14 protein-coding genes are annotated in these 21,399 nt (G+C 73.4%); 9 read left to right on the top strand and 5 right to left on the bottom strand.

Annotated features, from left to right (window positions below; all coding sequences use genetic code 11):
• Nucleotides 1-12 precede the first annotated feature (12 nt).
• From O1G21_RS10095 to O1G21_RS10075, 5 genes are all read left to right on the top strand, one after another.
• The gene (locus O1G21_RS10095; RefSeq protein WP_270142623.1) at nt 13-5,235 is read left to right on the top strand and encodes an SDR family NAD(P)-dependent oxidoreductase; all 5,223 of its coding nucleotides are present in this window, start codon (nt 13-15) and stop codon (nt 5,233-5,235) included.
• Nucleotides 5,236-5,338: 103 nt separating this feature from the next.
• Nucleotides 5,339-6,925: an MFS transporter gene (locus O1G21_RS10090; protein ID WP_270142622.1), complete on the top strand. Its 1,587-nt coding sequence runs from the start codon at nt 5,339-5,341 to the stop codon at nt 6,923-6,925.
• 29 nt (nt 6,926-6,954) lie between these two features.
• Nucleotides 6,955-7,578 (top strand): NADPH-dependent FMN reductase, encoded by a 624-nt coding sequence (locus O1G21_RS10085; protein WP_270142621.1) that lies wholly within the window; start codon nt 6,955-6,957, stop codon nt 7,576-7,578.
• Between the two features lie 5 nt (nt 7,579-7,583).
• Nucleotides 7,584-8,390, top strand: a complete 807-nt coding sequence (locus O1G21_RS10080) for a thioesterase II family protein (RefSeq protein WP_270142620.1) — start codon at nt 7,584-7,586, stop codon at nt 8,388-8,390.
• 35 nt (nt 8,391-8,425) lie between these two features.
• Nucleotides 8,426-8,980 (top strand): NADPH-dependent FMN reductase, encoded by a 555-nt coding sequence (locus O1G21_RS10075; protein ID WP_270142619.1) that lies wholly within the window; start codon nt 8,426-8,428, stop codon nt 8,978-8,980.
• A 91-nt stretch (nt 8,981-9,071) separates the two neighbouring features.
• Here the strand turns inward: O1G21_RS10075 and O1G21_RS10070 are convergent, their stop codons facing one another.
• Entirely contained in the window at nt 9,072-9,935 is an 864-nt protein-coding gene (locus tag O1G21_RS10070) for an SCO6745 family protein (RefSeq protein WP_270142618.1), read from the bottom strand.
• 1,002 nt (nt 9,936-10,937) lie between these two features.
• Between O1G21_RS10070 and O1G21_RS10065 the strand changes: the two genes are divergently transcribed.
• Complete coding sequence (locus O1G21_RS10065) at nt 10,938-12,125, top strand: IS701 family transposase (RefSeq protein WP_270142617.1); 1,188 nt, start codon at nt 10,938-10,940, stop codon at nt 12,123-12,125.
• An 80-nt stretch (nt 12,126-12,205) separates the two neighbouring features.
• Nucleotides 12,206-13,753 (top strand): FAD-dependent oxidoreductase, encoded by a 1,548-nt coding sequence (locus O1G21_RS10060; protein WP_270142616.1) that lies wholly within the window; start codon nt 12,206-12,208, stop codon nt 13,751-13,753.
• A gap of 82 nt (nt 13,754-13,835) precedes the next feature.
• Here O1G21_RS10060 and O1G21_RS10055 read toward each other — a convergent pair whose 3' ends face one another.
• The 4 genes from O1G21_RS10055 to O1G21_RS10040 all read right to left on the bottom strand — a co-directional run bounded on the left by O1G21_RS10055 (nt 13,836) and on the right by O1G21_RS10040 (nt 18,509).
• Nucleotides 13,836-14,417, bottom strand: coding sequence for a TetR/AcrR family transcriptional regulator (locus O1G21_RS10055; RefSeq protein ID WP_270142614.1), 582 nt, complete (start codon nt 14,415-14,417; stop codon nt 13,836-13,838).
• Nucleotides 14,418-14,528: 111 nt separating this feature from the next.
• Nucleotides 14,529-16,193 (bottom strand): FAD-dependent oxidoreductase, encoded by a 1,665-nt coding sequence (locus O1G21_RS10050; protein WP_270150895.1) that lies wholly within the window; start codon nt 16,191-16,193, stop codon nt 14,529-14,531.
• Nucleotides 16,194-16,270: 77 nt separating this feature from the next.
• Nucleotides 16,271-17,923 (bottom strand): FAD-binding oxidoreductase, encoded by a 1,653-nt coding sequence (locus tag O1G21_RS10045; protein ID WP_270142612.1) that lies wholly within the window; start codon nt 17,921-17,923, stop codon nt 16,271-16,273.
• A gap of 127 nt (nt 17,924-18,050) precedes the next feature.
• Complete coding sequence (locus O1G21_RS10040; protein WP_270142610.1) at nt 18,051-18,509, bottom strand: SRPBCC family protein; 459 nt, start codon at nt 18,507-18,509, stop codon at nt 18,051-18,053.
• A gap of 315 nt (nt 18,510-18,824) precedes the next feature.
• Between O1G21_RS10040 and O1G21_RS10035 the strand changes: the two genes are divergently transcribed.
• Entirely contained in the window at nt 18,825-20,219 is a 1,395-nt protein-coding gene (locus tag O1G21_RS10035) for an MFS transporter (RefSeq protein ID WP_270142608.1), read from the top strand.
• 71 nt (nt 20,220-20,290) lie between these two features.
• Nucleotides 20,291-21,052 (top strand): SDR family NAD(P)-dependent oxidoreductase, encoded by a 762-nt coding sequence (locus O1G21_RS10030; protein WP_270142606.1) that lies wholly within the window; start codon nt 20,291-20,293, stop codon nt 21,050-21,052.
• Nucleotides 21,053-21,399: the final 347 nt, after the last annotated feature.

The raw sequence follows: 21,399 nt of genomic DNA, 5'->3' as shown, positions 1-21,399 counted from the left end.
CACGGAGTCACCATGCCGATCGACCCCGCCCCGCGCACCGTCCTGGTCGCCGCCGACCCCGGCGCAGTGGCGTCCCTGACCGACGCGTTCGCCGACGTCCGCGTGCTCGCCAGCGAGCCGGCCGGCCCGGCCGTCGCCGCAGTGCTCGCGCAGGCCGGCCCGGCCGGTCGGCCCTCCGCCGCGGTCGTGACGGCCGACCGGGCCGGGCGGCTGCCCGCCGCCCGGCAGGCTGCCGCCGAGGCCGTCCGCGCCCTGCCGTCGGGCGGAGCCCTGCTGCTGGTCGGGCCGCCGGGCGGGGAACGGCAGGAGCTGGAGGAGGCCGTCCGCGAACTGCTCGCGGCGGCCGCCCCCGGCGTGCGGATCCACGCCCTGCGTCCCGCCGAGGGCTGGGACACGGCCGCCGCCCGGGTCGCCGCGTTCCTGACCGGCCCGGACGCCGTGGCGCTCGACGGCCGCACCCTCGAACTGGGCGCGCCCCAGCCCCGGCCCGACACCGCCGCGGACGCGGTGGCCGACGACCTCGCGGTGGCCGACGACGTCGACGGCGACGCGGTGGTCGTGGTGGGCATGGGCCTGGCCGTGCCCGGCGCCAGCACCCCCGAGGAGTTCTGGCGGCTGCTCACCGAGGGCGAGCCCGTCTTCGGCGAACCCGGCGACCGGATCGACCTCGACACGGTCTGGTCGCCGGACGCCGCCGCCGAGGACAAGACGTACGCCCGGGTGTCCGGCTTCATGACCGGGTTCACCCCGCACCCCGCGCTGCGCGCGGAGATCGACTCCGGGGCGTTCACCGCCGACGAGTACACCGCCCTGTGGCTGCGGCACTCGCTGCTCGGCGCCACCGAGAAGGTCACGGTCCGTCCGTCCGACCGGCAGCTGTTCGCCGTGGGCCTCACCCCCGACGGCAGCCAGCACCTGGAGCACACCCTGGTCGCCACCGGTGCCCGCCGGCTGCTCGGCGACGCCGGCCTGCCCGTCCCGGACGGCCTGGAGCGCCGCTACCCACTGGCGGCCGGCACCCCCGACGCGGTCCTGCCGTACCGGATCGCCCGGGCCGCCGTCCCGGACCTGCCGGCGGACGCGGAGATCGTGGTGGTCGACACCGCCTGCTCCTCCTCGCTGTACACCATCGACATCGGGGTGCGCGCGCTGCGCGCCGGAGAGGCCGATGTCGCCCTGTGCGGCGGCGCTTTCGCGCTGACCGCGCAGAACCTGGTGCTCTTCTCCAAGCTCCGGGGCCTGTCCCGCTCCGGGCAGGTGCGCTCGCTCGACCGCGGCGCCGACGGGGTGCTGTTCAGCGACGGCGCGGCGGTCCTCGCCCTGAAGACCCACCGTCGCGCGGTCGCCGACGGCGACCCGATCCTCGGCTACGTGGCCGGCTTCGGCGGCTCCTCCGACGGCCGAGGCAAGGCGATCTACGCCCCCAACCCGGCCGGGCAGCAGATCGCACTGCACCGCGCCTGGGAGTCCGCGGCCACCGACCCGCAGGACGTCGACTGGGTGGTCGCCCACGCCACCGGCACCCCGGCCGGCGACCGCACCGAACTGGGCGCCCTCACCGCCGCCGCGCCCGGCCGCACCTGGACCATGACCTCGAACAAATCCCTGGTCGGACACGCCGGTTGGGCCGCCGGCGCGGTCTCCGCGGTGCACGCGCTGCTCGCCCTCGGTCACCGGACCATCCCCGGCCAGCGCCAGTTCACCGGCCTGCCCGACGGCACCACCGGGGTCGAGGTGCCCACCGCCGACCTGGCCTGGCCCGAGCGGGACGGCGGCCGCCGCACCGTCGGCATCTCCGCCATGGGCTTCGGCGGCACCAACGGCCACCTGCTGCTCACCGACCGCCCCCCGGTCACCCCCGAGCGGCCCGCGGCGGACGCCGACGACCCGGTCGTGGTGGTCGCGGCCGGCACCCACCTGCCCGGCGACCCCTCGCCCGAGCAACTGGACCGCTGGCTGGCCGGCGCCGCCGCCGACTGGCCCGCCACCTTCGGCGACGCCTACCCCGTGCCCAGCCCGCTCGAGGCCAGGCTCGCACCGTCCGCCATCGCCGCCATGGACCGCAGCCAGCTGATGGCCCTGCGGTGCGCCGACCGGATCGCCGGCGACTGGGTGGGCGACCGGCGGCTCGCCGATCGCGCCGGGGTGTTCGTCGGCCACAGCGGCCCCACCCGCAACGCCCACGGCTACGCCCTGCGCTACCACCTCGACGACCTCGAGCGGCACGTCACCGCCCCCGCCGGGCTGCCCGCCTCGGCGCTCGCCGACACCGTTCGCGGCCTCACCCCGCCGATCAACGAGGACGCCTATCCCGGCCTGATGCCCAACGTCATCGCCGCCCGCGTCGTCCAGCGCCTCGACCTGCACGGCCCCAACATGACCGTCGACGCCGGCCGGGACTCCGCGCTGTCCGCGCTCGCCACGGCCGTCCGCTACCTGCGCGACGGCGAGATCGACCTCGCCGTGGTGATGGGCGTCAGCACCGCCGTCGACGGCCTGCCCGCCCGGGACCCGCGCCCGGTCGCCGACGCCGCCGTCGGCTTCGTCCTCACCCGGCGCAGCACCGCCGAGCAGCGCGGACTGCCCGTGCTCGGCGAGCTCGCCCTCGGCCGCCCGCAGGCCCCCGCGGCCCCCGCCGAGCCCCGCGACTACCGGGGCGCCGAGGGCACCGTCGCCCTGCTCAAGGCGCTTCGCCGGGGCGAGCCGAGCCGGCTGCGGCCCGTCGAGGACGCCCACACCCCGACCGTGCGGGTCACCCCGGCGCACGCAGCCGCCGACCCCGCCGGGCCGCAGCTGCTGACCGGTCACCTCGCCCGGCACGCCCTGACCCTGCACCCGGTGCCCGCCCGGCGGGTGCGCGAGCCGCTGGCCGCCGTCCCCGAGGGCACCCTGCTGCTCACCGACGACCCGGCGGCGCTGGCCGGCCTCCCGCTGCCCACCGACTGCCTGATCGCCGTACCGCGCGGCGCCACGCCGTCGGACGGCGTGCCCGCCGTCCGACTGGAGCGGCCCGAGGACCTCGCCGCCCTGCTCGACGGGCACGGCCGGGCCCTCACCCACGTACGAGTCCTGGCCGGCGTCCAGGACGGGTCGCGCGACGCCGCGTCCGAGCGCCTGCTCGAGCTGCACGACCTGGCGTTCCTGGCCGCCCAGCACCGCGCCCCGGACCTGCGCTCCTTCGCGGTGCTGGTGCTGGACGGTGCCGACGGTCTGGTCCCCGCCCCGCACGGCGGCCTGTTCACCGGCCTGGTCCGCAGCCTCTCCCAGGAACTGACGGACTGCCTGATGTTCGCCGTGGTCACCGACCGCACCGAGGCGGGCGCGGCGCTGGCGCTGCTCGCCGAGGAGTCCGCCGCCGAGCGGTTCATCCCCGCCGCCTACCACCTGGCCGGCGAACGACTGGAACTGCTGCCCGTCCCCGTCCCGGCCGCCGGACAGGCGCCGGCCCTGCCCGACGCCCCCGTCGTGGTCGCCACCGGCGGCGCCCGCGGGCTCACCGCCCACCTGGTGCGCGAACTCGTCGACGGCCGCACCCCGCAGGCGGTCTGGCTGCTCGGCTCCGGTGCCGCCCCCGACCCGGCCGACGCCGCCGCGCCCGCGCCCCGGGTCGAGGCGCTGCGGGAACTGGCCGCCCGCCACCCGGGCGAGAACCCGGCCGCCCTCGGCCGCCGCTACGAGCGCGCCGTCCAGCGCCACGAACGGGCCCGGGTGATCGCCGACCTCGAGGCGCTGTGCGGCCCCGGTCGGGTCCACTACCGCCAGTGCGACGTGCTCGACGAGGGCGCCGTGCGCAAGACCGTCGAGGAGGTCCTCGCCGTCGAGGGCCGGGTCGACGTCCTGGTGCACGGCGCGGGCCTGGGCCGCTCCGCCGGGGTGACCCGCAAGAAGGTCGCCGACTTCCGCGCCGTCCGGGACGTCAAGGTCCGCGGCCACGCCCACCTGCGCGCCGCGTTCGGCGAGCGCCGGCCCGCGCTGTGGTGCGCCGTCAGCTCGGTGTCCGCCTTCATCGGCCTGCGCGGCGAGCCCGACTACGGCGCCGCGAACGAGTACCTGATGCTGGCCGCCGCGCACGCCCGTGCGATCGACGGCCGGGACGAGGTCGCGTTCACGTCCGGGCTGTGGATCGAGTCCGGGATGGCCTCGGCCGACACGCCCGCCGGCGCGCTGCTCGCCCGGCAGAACGAGATCGGTCAGTTGACGGACGAACAGGGCCGGGCGTTCTTCCGCACCGAACTGGCCGGCCGGGGCAGCCACGGACTGGCCACCAGCTGGATCGGCGACGCCGACTGGGCCACCCTGGAGCGCCGTGCCCCCGGTTTCCGGGCCGCCGCCCGGGCCGTGCCCGCGCCCGGGCCGCTGGTCGCCGTGCCGCGGGCCTTCCTGACCGCCGCGCCCGCCCGGACCGGCCGCACCGCGGTCTGGACCTGCCGGGTCGACCTCGACGCCCACCCGTACCTGCGCGACCACCTGGTCGACGGCCGGCCCACCGTCCCCGGCACCTTCATCCTGGAGCTGGCCGCCGAGGCCGCCGCGGCACTCGCCCCCGGCCTGCTGCCGGCCCGGATCGGCGACGTGGTGCTCTCCCGGTTCATCCGCGCCGCCGAGCACCGCTGGCCGCGCACCCTGGAGGTCACCGCCGAACGCGACGGCGACCGGGTCGCGGTCCGGGTGCTCACCCCGGCCGACGGACCGGTGCCCGCCCGTGAGCACAGCCGGATGACGGTCACCCTGGCCCGCACCCTGACGGAGGGTCCGCTCTGCCCGCCCGTCGCCGAAGTCGGCCGGAGTGCTCCGAACACCTACGAACTCGCCGGGACGACGGTAGAGTTGAGTGGTGTCTTCAGCTCCCTGCGTAACCCCAGACTGCTCTCCGACGGCGGCGCCGCCGACCTGCGGCTGGAACTCCCCACGCAGAGCGTGTTCGACCGCTTCCTGATTCCCAGCACCGCCCTGGACTGCCTGCTGCGAACCAGCGTGCTCGACGGTCGCACCTCCGGCCCGGTACCCGTGATCGTGCCCACCGCGCTGGCCGACGTGCGCCTGTACACCGGTGCCAACGATCCCGCGCTGGCCGCCGCCCACCCGAAGGGCCTGCTGCTGCGGCACTGGTTCGCGGCCGACGGCACCGAGCACTGCGCCCTGGTCGGCCCGGACGGGCGGGCCCTGATCGCGGTGACCGGGATCGAGGGCGCGGTGCGCGGCGTCCACGACCCGGCGACCGGCACCTGGCGATGAGCGGAGCCGGCACCCGGCGACGAGCGGAGTCGGCACCGGGCGATGAGCGGTGCACCACCCAAACAGCGGGGCCACCGCCCCGTGTGACGAAAGGACTTGCGTGATGTCAGCCGAGAACCCGTCGGCCGCCGCGGCGACGGGAGGTTCCGCCCGGGGATGGACCCTGGCACTGGCGTGCGTGGCGATGTTCATGCTGATGCTGGACGTGACCGTGGTCAACGTCGCGCTCCAGCACCTGCGGGAGACCCTCGACGCCGGGTTCTCCGACCTCCAGTGGGTGATCGACTCGTACACGCTCACCCTGGCCGCGTTCCTGCTGACCGGCGGCTCGCTGGCCGACCGCCTCGGCCGCAAGCGGGTGTTCAGCACCGGCCTGGTGCTGTTCACCCTCTCCTCGCTGGCCGCGGGCCTCGCGCAGGACGTGCTCACGCTGAACCTCGCGCGCGGCGTGCAGGGCATCGGCGCCGCCGTGCTGTTCTCGGTCGGGCCCGCCCTGATCGGCAACGAGTTCCGGGGCGCCGACCGCGGCAAGGCGTTCGGCGTGTTCGGCGGCATCGCCGGCCTGGCCCTCGCCCTCGGTCCGCTGATCGGCGGCCTGCTGACCGACAGCCTCGGCTGGCGGTGGATCTTCCTGGTCAACGTCCCGATCGGCGTGATCGCCCTGCTGATCGGCCTGGCCAAGCTCAACGAGTCGCGCGAGCAGGTCCCGTACGGCATCGACTGGCTCGGCATGATCACCTTCGGCCTCGGCCTGGCCCTGCTGGTGCTCGGCTTCCTGCGCGCCGAGTCCAGCGGCTGGACCAGCGCCCCGATCCTCGGCGCGTTCGCCGGCGGCGTGCTGCTGCTGGTGCTGTTCGTCGTGGTCGAGCTGCGGCGCGGCGAGGCCGCCATGTTCGACCTGTCGCTGCTGCGCATCCGCACCTTCAGCGGCGTGTGCCTGGCCACCCTGCTGTCCAACGCCACCAGCCTGGCCGCGGTGTTCCTGCAGATCTCCTACGTGCAGAACGTGCTGGGCTACTCGCCGTGGGAGACCGGCCTGCGCTTCATGCCGATGATGATCACCCTGTTCATCGTCGCCGCGATCACCGGTGGTGCGCTCGCCTCGGTGCAGCCCGGCGTGCTGATCGGCGCCTCGATCGCCTTCATCGCGGTCGGCATGGGTCTGATCACCCTGGTCGAGCCGGGCAGCGACTGGACGGCGATGCTGCCCAGCATGATCGTCACCGGCATCGGCATGGGCCTGTTCAACCCGCCGCGGGCCGCCATCACCATCGGCGTCGTCCGGCCCGAGAAGGCCGGCATGGCCTCCGGCATGGGCGAAACCTTCCAGCAGGTCGGTGTCGCGGTCGGGGTGGCCGCGTTCGGCGCGCTCTTCCACCACAAGGTGGTCGCGGCCTTCGCCGCCTCCACCGCCGGCTCCGCGCTCGGCGCGCAGGCCGAGCCGGTCGGCCGCACCGTCGCGGTGTCCGGCACCGGCGCCCTGGCCCAGGCCGTCCCGGCCGACTCCCTGGCCGGAGTCACCGACGCCGCCCGCAGCGCCTTCGTGGGTGCCCTCGGTGACGTGATGGTGTGGTGCGCCGTGATCGCGGCCGTCGGCGCCGTGATCGGATTCGTCTTCATCCACCGGCGCGACCTGCACGAGAGCGCCCGCAGCGACGCCGGCGCCCCCACGGCGCCCGTCGCGGCCTGACCGGTCGGCAGAAGACAGAAGGAGGGGTAATGGAACAGCCGCCGCTACTGGTCGGCATCGGCGGATCGACCCGGCTCGGCTCGACCGCCGAGCGGGCGGTGCGCGCGGTGCTCGCCGAAGCCGAGCGGCTCGGCGCACGGACCTCGCTGATCGCCGGCGAGGACCTGCTGCTGCCGCTGTACGACCCGCGCGAGCCGGTTGGCGAGCCGCGGGCCGAGCGGCTGATCGCCGAGATCGCGGCCGCGGACGGGCTGGTGCTCGCCAGCCCGGCCTACCACGGCGGCATCTCCGGCCTGGTGAAGAACGCCCTCGACCACGTCGAGGAGCTGCGTGGCGACGCGCGGCCGTACTTCACCGGCCGGGCGGTCGGCTGCCTGGCGGTCGGCGCGGGCTGGCAGGGCGCGGTGTCCACGCTGTCGGCGCTGCGCGACGTGGTGTGCGCACTGCGCGGCTGGCCGACGCCGCTGGGCGTGGCGGTGAACACCGTCGAGGCCGGGTTCGGTCCGGACGGCCGCTGCACCGACGCCCGGCTGCAGTCCCAGCTGGAGGCGGTCGCCGGACAGGTCGTGGAGTTCGCCCGGATGCGCCGGCTCATGGCCGCCCACCCGGCCGCCCACCCGGTCGACGCGGCACTGGCCGCGGCCCGCGGGTGAGCGCGGTGCCCGCGGGCCCGGCCCGGGTGCGCCCGCTGGTGCGCGGCGCGGTGACCTGCCCCCGGCCGCGGCCGGACGCCACGCTGCGGCTGTTCCTGTTCCACCACGCGGGCGGTTCGCACCTGCTCTACCGGGGCTGGGAGCAGCTGTTCCCCGGCGACTGGGAGCTGTGCCTGGTGGACGCTCCCGGCCGGGGGCGGCTGTCCGACCGCCCGGCGCTGACCGACGCCGACGAGCTCACCGACTTCCTGGAGCGGGAGCTCGCCCCGTGGCTGGACCGGCCGTACGCGTTCTTCGGCCACAGCATGGGAGCGCTGGTCGCCTACGAGCTGGCCGGCCGGCTGGCACGGCCGGGGCGGCGGGCGCCGCTGTGGCTGGGCCTGTCCTCCTGCGGGGCGCCGTCGACCGGCCACGGCGCCGGGCCGTCCGCCCGCCACCACCTGTCCGACGCCGAACTGCGCGACTGGCTGCGGGCGGTGGGCGCGACACCGCCCGCCGTGCTGGACGACGACCTGCTGTGGAGGGTGTTCGCGCCGACCTTCCGCAACGACTTCGCCCTGGTCGACACCTGGCGGCCCGACCCGGCCGCCGAGCCGCTGCCGGTGGCGTTGTCCGCCTTCGGCGGCGGCGCCGACCTGCTGGTCGACCGCCCGCGGCTGGCCGCCTGGGAACGCCACACCCGGGACTACCGGGGACTGCACGTCTACCAGGGCGACCACTTCTACCTGGCCGACCACCGCCATCTGGTCAGTCGTCAGATCGTGGCGGCCGTCACCGCGGTACGGCGTGCGGCGGTGGCGTCGATCGCGTGACAATGGCAGTACACGGAACGAGAGATGGGACAGGGATGAAGTTCGTGGCGATCGTCGGGAGCCTGCGCGAAGGCTCGCTGAACCGCAAGGTGGCGCTCACCGCCGCCGAACTGTGCGGCCCGGACACCGAAATGACGGTGTTCGAGGGACTCGCGGGGTTGCCGTACTTCGAGCACGACGTGGAGGTCGTCGCCCCGCCCGCGTCGGTGCTGGCGTTCCGGGCCGAGCTGGCGAGCGCCGACGCGGTGCTGATCACCAGCCCGGAGTACGCGGCCGGGATGTCCGGGGTGCTGAAGAACGGCCTGGAGTGGATCGTCGGCGGCGGGGAGCTGGTCGACAAGCCGGTCGCCGTGGTGACCGCCTCGCCGGCCACCACCGGCGGTGCGCGGGCCCGCGAATGGACCATCGAGACGCTGCGGATGATGGGCGCCGACGTGCTGCCCGAGTCGATGTCCATCCCGGTGGCCGGCGCCAAGATGAAGGGCGACCGGGTGGTCGACGAAGCCACCCTCGACCAGCTGCGCGAGGTCCTGGCGGCGATGGCCCGCTCGGCCGCGGAGAAGGCGCAGCCGGCCGCCGCGGAGGCCTGAGCCCGACGCACGGACGGCGGCGGCCCCCGGACCTGGAACGGTCCGGGGGCCGCCGCCGTCCGTGTTCTGCTGCCCGATCCGCGCTGAGCGTTCAGCGTTTGCCGATCTGCGCCAGCGGCATGCCGTCGCGGGCGAGCACCGTGCGGGAGAACGCCCCGGCCAGTTCGGTCAACCGCCGGGTGCCTTCGGCGCCGAGACGGCGGTACGGCGCCAGGTCCAGCCGGTCGGTCTCGGCCTCCAGGGTGCGTCGCAGCTCCTGCCCCCGCGCGGTCAGCTCGTCGTTCTCGTCCAGCAGTCCGCGCGCCCGCAACCGCTGCTGGGCGGCCGCCCAGTCGCGCGCCGACCAGCCGCGCTGGGGCTGGAGGAAGGAGGGCTTCCAATGCGCGCCGGTCGCACTGTGCGTCACGAGCGCTTCCAGGCCGTCGAGTTCGGCATCGACCAGCAGGCCGATGTGTCCGTCGCCGCGGTGCTCGCGCAGCAGCGTCGCCGCGTGCCACAGCCGCAGGTGCGGCCGGTCCGGGACCGGCAGGTCCGCGTTGGCGGCGAACATCGGCCGGCCCGCCCCGGTGCAGCCCTCGACCGCCCGCATCGCCAGCTCCGCCGCCTCCACCATCGCGGCCGAGGCCACCGCCTCCGGGCCCAGCAGCCGGGTGAGGCAGGCGTCCACGATCCGCAGCCTGGTCTCCAACACCCGCTCGGGCGCCGCCGCCTCCCACGCGCGCGGCAGACAGCGGGCGATCAGCTCCGGGCTGAAGTTGTAGAACACCGCGCTGACCAGGCCCGGACCGGGCCTCCCCAACGGCGCCGAGCGCCCGGCCAGGTACGCCATCGGACCGCGGTCCAGGCCCAGCAGGCCGTACCAGTCGTCGTGCTCCGGGGCGAAGTAGTAGGCGGCGTGCACCGGATGATGCGCCGTGTAGCACCGGCGGGCGTCAAGGGGAGCTATCTGGTCCATGGACCCACACCGTACGGTACGCGGCCGCGTCCGCGAGTGGTGCGCTCGCACCGGCCAGGAGCGGGGGAGCATGCGCGGCCGGCACCGCCGCCGGGGCAGCGGGCGAACGAGACCGACCGATCCATCGTTTCGACCGCCGGCGTGCCGACTTCCGGCCTTCCGTGACCGGCTGGAACGGTCGAATGCGAACCGGCCGGAAATGCCTGGATGGTCGCCGGGATCCGAGATTCCCCCAGGGGTGTCTCGGGGTTGGTCGGCCAGGGTGGAGCGGCGCGAAATGGCCCGACCAGGGTAATGACTTCACCACGGAAAGTGACCAATCTCGGGGCGTTCTCGTAGATTTCACCACCCTGTCCCGCAATTGTTCTGTGCGCTGGGCGAGTTGAGCGATACCTGGCGAATCCGGCCGGGGCGTCAGGTGATCCGGTGGCGCCTGTAGGTGGAGATCGGTGACTTGCCGTGAGCGATCGGTGGCTGGGTGTCGACCCACTCGCCCTGGATGATTCGGTCGGCTCCGAACCCGGAAAGGGGAGGTGGGTGGTGGTGGGCGGCCGGTGGGGGCTGATGGTCCGGAGGTGGGGCCTGGGTCGGTAGGGGGTGACCGCAGGGCCCGGATTGTTGCCCAGCGTGAACGCTCGCTGACAACTTCGCGAACCCTATTCTGAGTTGAACGGTCGGTTTGATAATGGGCTTTCGAGGCGCCCTCGAACGGACCGGCGGCGGGTCTGCCGACGGGGCGCCGCCGCAGGGCTGTTTCGGCTGTGAGGTCGTCAAGTGCCCCTGATTAGGCGTTAAGTCGATGCCGGAGGAGCGGGACGAGCCGGCACCTCCTGGTCGTACGGGGTTCGTCAAGAGGTGTGTGACGGGCCTATCATGGCGACTAAACAAGAATGTATGTTCAAATAGGCCTGCCGATGATGGGGGGGCTCCGGGAATCGTGCGGCGGTGGCGCGGTCCGGTGTTCTGCGGAGGGGGATACTTGGCATGAACATGCACATCCACATGTCTCAGCATGCGCGCGAGATCGTCTGGCACGAGGTCGCCGACGACTTCGTCACCGAGTACAGCCGGCGCATGCTGATGTCGCTGCCGCGCCGCGACCAGCGGGAGAACGGCGAACTGTACATCTCGGGACTACTGTCGCCCACCACGCGCAAGTCGATGCGGTCGATCGCGTCGATCGCCGGCGGCGGTGCCGCGGTCGAGCAGCGGCTGCACCACTTCATCAGCAAGTCGTCGTGGGACTGGCGGCCGGTGCGCAGGGCGCTGGCGGCCGACCTCGAGGAGGCCCTGGATCCGCTGGCGTGGGTGGTGAAGCCGATGGTGGTCCTCAAGGCCGGCGAACACACCGTCGGGGTGACCGAGTCCTTCGACCTGCAGCTCGGCCGGGTCGTCAACAGTCAGCGGTCGTACGGCGTCTGGCTGGCCAACGACACCCGGAGCGCGCCGGTCAGTTCACGGCTGGCGCTGACCGGGGAGTGGCTCGCCGACGCCGAGCGCAAGCGGCGCGCGAAGATCCCGGAGTCGGCGGGCATCGACGACGGGGACGTCCCGACCGCGGCGGCGGCCGTGCTGGAGCTGGCCAGGGGCTGGCGACTGCAGGCCCGCCCGGTGGTGGTGGAGGCGCGCGAGGAGGACGCCCGGGCGCTGGTGTGCCACCTGTCGGCGGCGAAGGTCCGCTTCGTGCTGCGGATCAGTGGCGCCACCCGGCTGGTCCCGTACAACGCGGTGCGGGACGGCCGGGCGGTCCGGCCGCTGGCGGCGCAGCACCTCGCCGAGGGGACGGAGCTCGGCGGCCGTCCGGTCCGCTGGGTGGGCCGTACCGCTCCGGGCGAGCGCACCGCGCAGATCAGCAGCGTCGACGTCGCGCTGCCCGGGGCCGGCCTGCCGCTGCGACTGGTCGGCGCGCAGTGCACCAGGGAGCGCAAGGCGCGCGAGCTGTGGCTGTCGAACATGACCGACGCGCCGGCCGTCCACGTCGCGCGACTGGGGCGCCTGACCGAACGCGTCGAACAGGACTTCGCCGACATCAGCACCAAGGTCGGTGCGATGGACTTCAAGGGCCGCACCTACGGGGGCTGGCACCGGCACACCACCCTCAGCGCGGTGGCGCACAGCATCGTGACCCTGTCCGCGGTGCACGACCAGGAAGTGGAGCTGTCGATCGGCGACCACCTGCAGATCGCCTGATGGTCTGCTCGCCTGCTCGCCTGACCGATTCGGACGGCTCCTCGGGAGCGAACTGCTAGATGAACAGGAGTCCAAAGGCCGTGAACACGGGCTTGGCACAGGACACGGCCGATGACGTGGACGTGGACGTGGTGATCGTCGGCGGCGGTCCGGTCGGCATGCTGCTGGCCGGCGAACTGGCGCTGTACGGGATCCGTACGACCGTGCTGGAGAAGGAGTCGGAACCCTCGGGCGAGTCGAAGGCGGGGACCCTGCACGCCAGGACCGCGCAGACGCTGCACCGGCGGGGACTGCTGGAGGCCGTGCAGCCGGGCCGGTACGTGGCCGGGCGGAGCCCGCAGCGGCACGTGCCGTTCCACTTCGGCGGTCTGCCGCAGCTGGATCTGGCCCCGGTGATCGAGGAGTTCCCCGCGCTGGTCGGCAGCCCGCAGGCCTACGCGGAGGAGGTCTTCGCGCGGCGCGCCACGCTGTCCGGCGTGCGGATCGTACGGGGCGCCGAGGTGACCGACGTGGTGCAGTCGGACCGCCTGGTGGAGCTGACGACACGTCAGAAGAGGGGTGCGGAAGGCATCCTACGGGCGAGCTGGGTGGTGGGCTGCGACGGGGCCCGCAGCGTGGTGCGCAAGCGGGCCGGCATCGACTTCGTCGGCACCCTGCCGACGATCTCCTGCCTGATGGGGGAGGTCGTGCTGGCCGATCCGCTCGGTGCGCCGAGCGGCTGGCAGCGCACCCCGCGGGGCTGGACCATCTTCTGGGTGAGCCCCTCGGGTCACAGCCGGGTCGGCACGTACGACTTCCGCGGCCCGCATCCCGACCGCTCCTCCCCGGTCACCTTCGAGGAGTTCAGGTCGGAGGTCGAGCGGATCGTCGGCCACCCCGTCGAGATGTCGGAGCCCCGCTACCTCTCCCGGTTCAGCGACGCCGCGCTGCAGGCGGAGCGCTACCGCGCCGGGCGGGTCCTGCTGGCCGGGGACAGTGCGCACGTGCACTTCCCGGCCGGCGGCCAGGGGCTCAACACCGGCCTGCAGGACGCGGTCAACCTGGCGTGGAAGCTGGCCGCACACGTACGGGGAGAGGCGCCCGCCGGGCTGCTCGACACCTACCACACGGAGCGGCACCCGGTGGCCGCCCGGGTGCTGGAGAACGTCCGCGCCCAGGTGGCACTGATGCACCCCGGCCCGGCCACCGACTCCCTGCGCCGGCTGTTCGGCGATCTGATGAGCGTGCCGGAGGTCAACGCCTACCTGGCCGGCATGGTCAGCGGTGCGGACATCGGCTACGACGTCGGGCGGCCCGCGACGGACCGGCTGGCGGGGCGCTTCATCCCCGAGACGCGGCTGAAGACGGCCGACGGCGAGACCACCCTGGCGGCGCTGTTGTGGACCGGCCGGCCGGTATTGCTCGACCTGGCGGACCGGCCCGAGGTGCGGCGGGCCGCCGCGGGATGGGCCAGGCGGGTGGACGTCGTGACGGCCCACCCGGAGGAGGAACTGCCCGTGGACGCCATCCTGCTGCGTCCCGACGGCTACGCGGCCTGGAGCTCGTTCGGCGGATCGGGCACCGAGGGGCTGCCCGAGGCGCTGCGGCGCTGGTTCGGTGAACCGGCGGAGGGTGCCGGGGCCGCCTGACCGAAACCCGAAGCCGGTGCCCGCTGACGGTGGTCAGCGGGCACCGGCTTCGGCATGCGAGCGTGGGAGCGGCCAGGGGCGGTCAGTCCAGCGCGGCCAGTGCGAGCCGGGCGGCCGCGCCCAGCCGCTCGGCGTCCGGCGCGCCCCGCGCGATCACCCGCACCCCCTGCATCACCACGAGCAGGAAGTGGGCGATCTCGTACGGGTCCTTCTCGGCGGCGAGCTCGCCCTGGGCCTGGGCCCGCAGCAGGGAGGACACCAGGGACGTCTCCACGACGCTCCAGCTCACCTCGACCTGGCGGGCGACCTCCGGGTCGCGGGGGGAGAGCTCCACCGCCGCGTTCACCACCAGGCAGCCCCGGCGGTTCGGATCGGTCAGGGCGTCCCGGACCCAGCTCTCCACGAAGGCGCGCACGGCCGGCAGCGCGGGGCCCGGCTGGGCCAGCGCGGTGACGAAGCCGGCCTCGCTGCCCCGCAGGTACCGCCGCATGGCGGCCAGGTACAGGTCGTGCTTGCTGCCGAAGGTGTCGTACAGACTGGCCCGGCCGATGCCCAGGTGCTCGACGAGGTTGGCCATCGAGGTCGCCTCGTAGCCGCGTTCCCAGAACAGGTCCATCGCGCGCTGCAGCACCACGTCGGGATCGAATTCCTTGGTTCTGGCCATGCGATGAGGCTAACAGCAAATGGACCAAACAATCCAGAAAGGCGCTGCCCCCGCTTCGGGAAGCGGGGGCAGCGCCTTTCCGGATCGTCTTTCCGGAACAGCCTTCCGGGGTCAGCCCGGCAGCTTGACGGACTGGTCGTGCCGGAAGAAGTCGGTCGGGTCCCAGGCGGCCTTCACGCGCTGCAGGCGCGGGTAGTTCTCGCCGTAGTAGAGCGTGGTGTAGGGCAGGCCCGACCGGTTGTGCTTCGGGTCGTTCAGGTCGATGTCCGGGTAGTTGACGTAACAGCCGTCGGTGTTCCGGTCGGACACCGGCACGCCACCGGTGTCGGCGTACACGTCCTCGTAGAGGTCGCGCAGCCAGCCGATGTTGGCGTCGTCCTCCTCGGCCGGGTGCCAGTACGTCTGGTACAGCAGCTTGAACGCCGAGTCGCGGTGCACCTGGGCGGTGGCGTCCCGCGGGACGGAGTTCACCGCCGCGCCGTAGGAGCTGAACAGCACCATGGCGTTCGGGTTGGCGAAGTCGGTCCGGGTCAGGTGCCGGTAGATGGTGGAGATCTGCTGCTCGGGCAGGTTGCGCCGCACGTAGGCGGACTTCTGGTCGCCGCGCAGGGTCGGGTCCACCAGGACCGCGTTGGTGACTCCCAGGTACCGGGTGGCCTGCAGCCAGGGCAGCACCCGGGGGGTCGCGAACTCCGGCATCGGTCCGTGCTCGCCCAGCGGGCGGGTGACCGCGCCGTGAGGAGCGTCCACGCCGTCCGAGACCGCCTGCAGGAACGCGTCCAGCAGACCGCGGGCGTTCGGCACGGTCGCGTCCATCTGGGTCAGCAGACCGATCTGACCGTTGGAACGGTGGTTCAGGCTCAGGTTGGCGGACAGCCCGTCGTACGGGCCGCCGGCCGTGGCGTGCGCCTCGTGCCAGGCACCGTAGTTGCGCACCAGCCGGACGAAGGACTGCTCCGTGAGGTCCGCCCAGGACCAGGAGACCGCGCTGAGCAGCACCTCGGCCGGCGGCTTGGGCAGCAGCGCGCCGGGCGTGCTGCCGGTCGTGCCCGGCGAGCGGAACCAGTAGCGCGTCACCACGCCGAAGTTGCCGCCGCCACCGCCGGTGTGCGCCCACCACAGCTCGCGGTTGGGGTCGTCCGGTTCCCGGGTGGCGACCACGACCCGCGCCCGGCGCCGGGCGTCCACGACGACCACCTCGACGGCGTACAGGTGGTCCACGATCAGGCCGTCGCGGCGGCAGAGCATGCCCCAGCCGCCGCCGCTGACGTGCCCGCCCACACCCACCGAGTAGCACACGCCGCCCGGGGCGATGACGCCGTAGGCCTTGTAGAGCCGCTCGTAGACGTGGGTGAGGGTGGCGCCGGCCTGGACCTCGAAGGCGCGGCGCTGTTCGTCGTAGCGCACCTCGGTCATCTCGGAGAGGTCGATGACCGTCTTGACGGCGTCGTTGTAGACGAAGTCCTCGTAGCAGTGGCCGCCGCTGCGCACGGTGAGCCGCTGGCCGGCGTCGAGCGCCTGCTGGACCGCGTCGCGGACCTGTTCGGTGTCGGCCACCAGCCGCACGCTGTCCGGCCGGGCCGACCAGCGCTGGTTCATGCCGCGGACCAGGTCGGGGTAGCGGGCGTCGGCGGGGCGGACGGAGGTGGCCGGGAACGGCGCCGGCTGCGCCGTTCCGGCGGCCGCGGCCTCGCCGCCCGTGGCCGGGGAGGCCGCGGCGACACCGGCGCCGACCGGGAGCGAGGCGGCGCCGGCCAGCGCCGCCGCGCCCGCCATCAGTCGACGACGTGACCACTCGGCGCCCGAGGCGGCGCCGGCTCGGGCGTCGGGCGACGGAACGCGCGACGCCATGGTCACACCGCCTTGATCGACAGCGAGTGGCTGAACAGGTTCTTCGGGTCCCACTGGGCCTTGACCGACTGCAGCTGCCGGTAGTTGCCCTTGAAGTACAGCTCGGACCACGGGATGCCGGAGGCGTTGTAGCGAGGGTCCACGAGGTCCGCGTCGGCGTAGTTGATGAAGCAGCCGTCGGTGTCCGCGTTGGAGGCCGGCACGCCGCCGGAGGCCGCGTACACGTCCTGGTAGAGGGACCGCACCCAGCCAACGTGCGCGTCGTCCTCGGCGGCGTCGGTCCAGAAGCTGACGTAGTGCAGCTTGAGGATCGAGTCGCGCTGCGCGGTCGCGGTGTCCGAGGTCCCGACGGTGTTGATCTTGCCGCCGAACGCGGTGATCATGACGAGCGACGCGGGGCCCGAGTAGTCGCTGCGCGTCATGTTGGTCCAGAACGCGTGGAGGTTGGCGTCGGTGAACCCGCGCCGCATGTAGGCCGACTTGGCCTTGAAGCGGGTGGAGGTGTCGGTGCCGGTGAAGCCGGGCCACTGGGTGACCGCGTGCAGCCAGGAGATCTTGCGGCGGTCGGTCACCTGGTAGTTGACACCGGTGCCCGCGTTGACGGCGGCCAGGTAGGCGTCGAGCAGCGCGTCGGCGTTCGGCACCGAGGCGTCGATCTGGGTCGTCATGGAGAACGAACCGGCCGAGATGTGCTGCGGCTTGAGCTGGCTGAAGAGCGTGGCGTACGGGGAGTCCGGCGCGCTGTTGGCCTCGTACCACTGGCCGAAGTTGCGCAGGATGCGGGAGAACGAGGTCTCGTTCAGGTCGGCCCAGTTCCAGGTGACGTTCGCGATCAGCACCTCGGACGGCGGCTTGGGCAGCTGGTCGGCCGGGTTGGTGCCGGTGGCGTCGGGCGAGCGGAACAGGTAGCGGGTGACCACGCCGAAGCTGCCGCCGCCACCGCCGGTGTGGGCCCACCACAGGCTGCGGTTGGGGTCGTTGGCCTCGCGGGTGGCGACGACCTTGGACGCCCGGCCGTACGCGTCGACGACGACGACCTCGACGCCCCACAGGTGGTCGACGATGAGGCCGTGCTTGCGGGACAGCGGACCGTAGCCGCCGCCCGCGACGTGGCCGCCGACGCCCACGGTCGGGCAGCTGCCACCGGGCAGGGTGACGCCCCACTGGCGGTACAGCTTCTTGTACACCTCGCCGAGGCGGGCACCGGGCTCGACCCAGAACACCCGGCGGGTCGCGTCGTAGCCGACCGAGTTCAGGCCGCCCAGGTCGATGACCGTGCGGACGCCGTTGTTGGTGACGAAGTCCTCGTAGCAGTGGCCACCGCTGCGCACCGCGAAGCCCTTGCCGCTGTTCACGGCCTGCTGGACGGCGGCCAGCACCTGGTCCGCCGTGCTGACCAGCTGGACGGTGTCCGGGGTGCCCACCCAGCGCCGGTTGCTGCCCCAGGTCACGTCGGGGTAGCGGCGGTCGGCGGGGCCGATCGCGACGACGGGCTCGGCGGTCGTGGCCGAGGCCGGGGTCACGTCCGTGGTCGTGGCCGGGGTGTCCGTCTGGTCGGCGGCGGCCGGTATCGCGGCTACCGCCGGCAGGACGGCCGCCGCGCCGCCCACCAGCGCGACGTCTCTGACGAACGAGCGACGGGAGTGGCCTGACATCGTGTGGTTCTCCTCTTCCGGATTGCTGGCAGATCGAGTGGGGCCGCGGTCCACGGGGGGCGGGAGGGGCGTGGCCCGCGTGCTCCGGTGTCCTGTGGGGGAGGGATCGGGGGACCCGTCCGGGGGGTCAGCGCCCGTGGCGCTCGACGAGGCCCTCGACGATGAACTGCAGCGCGTCCGAGAAGTAGCGCTTCGTCTCGTGCAGGAAGTAGCGGGTCTGCTCGGCCTTCTCGACCCCGGCGGGGCTGAGGGTGACGCGCAGGGTCAGGGTGGGGTGCCCGTTCTCGTCCTTGCCGAGCTCGTTCACGATCTGCTCGATGCAGGGGTCGTCGGTCGGGCGGAAGACCACACGCTCACCGGGTTCGAAGGTGACGCGCTCGTGCACCCGCTCGGTGTCGCGAACGGTGATCTCGCGCAGGAAACCGTCGTCGAAGCGTTCCAGAACCCGGCAGGCCGTTACGGCGGGCACGTACGGGCTGGGGTTCTCCGCTTTGTGGACCAGTCCTTCCCAGACCTGGTCGGCGTTCGGCCGGACCGGGTTCTCGCCCGGGCCGACGACGGGGAGCGTCCAGCTGAAAGTGTCCATGTGGCAATGCCTCCCTGATGCGTGGGTCACCCCCGAGTCTCGATGACCGGCCGCGCGAGGACATCGCATGAATGTGCGATGTCCTCGCGCGGTTTCCTGCGCCACGTTCGGCGCGCCGGGTACCTCCCGTTAAGGCTGGAGAGGGCGGCATCCTGCGGAATAGTGGATCGATCGTTCAAGCTGTGCTAGCTTCTGTCCGGCGTCAGTACGAGGCGACTCGTGCCCACTCTGCCCACATATTGGAATGAGTAGTCGATTATGGTTACCGTTGCTACGGACCGCTCCGCGGCACCAGCTCCACCCCGGCTGGGACCTGTGCCCTCCTTCGCGCTCCTGGGTGCCGTCCAGGTCACCCTCATCGCGACGATCACCGTGATCACCGTGGCGCTGCCGGCGATCCAGCGGGACCTGGGGCTGACCGACCAGGACCTCGTCTTCGCCACCTCGGCCTACAGCCTGTCGTTCGGCGGACTGCTGGTCCTGGGCGGCCGGCTCGCCGACCTGCTCGGCCACCGGCGGGTGTTCGTCACCGGCGTGGCCGTCTTCGGCGCCGCCTCGCTCGCCGCCGCGACCGCCACCACCCTCTGGGTCCTGGTGGCGGCCCGGTTCGCCCAGGGCGTCGGTGCGGCGCTCGCGGCGCCCTCGGCGATGGCCCTGCTCGGTGCGGTGTACCCCGATCCGGCCCGGCGCACCCGGGCACTCGCGGTCTGGGGCGTGCTGGCCAGCATCGGGGCCAGCAGCGGCAACGTCCTGTCCGGACTGATCCTCTCCTGGGTGCAGTGGCGCTGGGTGTTCGTCGCGCCCGCCGTCGTCTCGGCGGTGATCGTCCTGTGCTCGCGGCTGCTGCCCACCGGCGCCGCCCGCCGGGCCGAACGGCTCGACCTGCCGGGCGCCCTGCTCATCACCGCGGGGCTGACCGCGTTCATCTACGGTCTGGGCGAGTCGGACTGGCTGTGGATCGGCCTCGGCGCCGTCGTCCTGGTCCTGTTCGCGGTGGTCCAGGCCCGGTCGTCCCGGCCGCTGGTGCCGCCGGCCCTCCTGGCGTCCACCCGCAGGCTGGCGGCGCTGCTCGCCATCGGCCTGACGGCCGCCTCGATGGCGACGTACTTCTTCGTCCTGGCGCTCTACTTCCAGAAGACGCTGGACTACTCACCGCTGCGCACCTCGGCGGCCTTCCTCCCGCCCGTCCTCGCGGTGGTGTTCACCGCCGTCGTCGGCGGCCCGGCCGCGCGCCGGTTGGGACCCGGTGGGCTGGCGGCCACCGGCCTCGCCCTGGGGGCGGTGGGCATGGGGCTGCTGAGCACGCTCGACGCCCACTCGTCGTACTTCGGTCCGCTGCTCGCCGGGGTCACGCTCTTCCCGGTCGGCGCCGGACTCACCTTCTCCGGCGCGACCGTGTGGGCCGTGGAGCGGACCGCGCCCGAGGAGGCCGGCCTCGTCGGCGGGATCGTGAACACCGCCATGGAGGTCGGGCCCCCGCTCGGCCTGGCCGTCCTCGTGCCGCTCGCCGCCACGTACGCCGCCGACCACGGCGGCGGGGCCGCGGCGGACGCGAGCGGGTACGGCTTCGCCTTCGGCACGGCCGCCGTCACGCTCGCCGTCGCCGCCGGGCTGGTCCTGCTCCAGCGCGCGACGGACTCCTCCCGGTCCCGGGACACCGCCGGCGCCGGGCCGGCGGACGGCCCGGCCGGTTCCGCCACCCGTCACTGACGTCCGCGACCCGTCACTGACATCTCAAGCCAACGCACCACGCAACATCACACTGATACAAGGGAGTTCCCATGAGTGCCCGCTTCACCGACAAGGTCGTCCTCGTCACCGGCGCCGGTGGCGTGCTCGGCCGGACCGCGGCCGTGGCCTTCGCCAAGGAGGGCGCGACCGTCGTCGTCGCCGACGTCAACCAGGCGGGCGTCGACGAGACGATCAAGCTGATCGAGGCCGAGGGCGGCAAGGCCTCCGGCGTCCTCGTCGACGTCACCAGCTCCGAGAGCGTCAAGGCCATGGTGGACACCACTGTTGCCCGCCACGGCGGTCTGCACGTCGCCTTCAACAACGCGGGCATCCTGGGCGGCGGCACGCCGGTCGGGGAGCACGACGAGGACGTCTGGAACAAGGTGCTCGCCGTCAACCTGACGGGCGTCTTCCTCGCCCTGAAGCACGAGACCGCCCACATGGCCGCCAACGGCGGCGGCGTCATCGTCAACACCGCCTCCAACCTGGGCGCCCACTGGCGTCTGGCCGGCATGAGCGCCTACTCGACCTCCAAGGCCGGCGTCAGCTTCCTGACCCGCACCGCGGCGCTCGAGTACATCAAGGAGGGCGTGCGCATCAACTCGATCAGCCCCGGCCCGATCGACACCCCGATGTCCTACCTCCCGGGCGAGACCCGTGAGCAGCGCGACGCCCGGCTGGCCCCGACCGTGCCGCTGGGCCGGGTCGCCGACCCGCAGGAGATCGCCAACGCCGTGCTGTGGCTGGCCTCGGAGGAGTCCAGCTACGTCGTCGGGCACGACCACGTGATCGACGGCGGTGCCACCGCCTGACCAAGGCGGGGGTGGCAACCGCGGCGCGGTGACGCGCCGTGCGGAGGGGGTCGCGGATGCCGCGGCCCCCTCCGTCGCGTTCGCCCGGTTCGCTCGACCTGACATATTCCGGCGGACCCGACGCATTCCGGCGGAGGTGCCGACGTGCGGCGGACCCGACGGAATTGCGCGACCGTGACGACCTTTCCCGCATCTGACGCTGCGCCGGACACCTGACGCTGCGCCCGGCATCTGACACTCTCCGGCAGTTCTGCCGATTTATGGCATTACGGATTGCTGACGGATCGCGTGGCAGGGCATTCTGGTACCCGTGATCGCCCGCCGAAACGCGGACGTCAGCGTGGCAG

The sequence above is a fragment of the Kitasatospora cathayae genome (assembly GCF_027627435.1).
In the GTDB taxonomy this organism is placed as follows: Bacteria; Actinomycetota; Actinomycetes; order Streptomycetales; family Streptomycetaceae; genus Kitasatospora; species Kitasatospora cathayae.
This window is presented reverse-complemented; position numbering and strand designations above follow the sequence as displayed.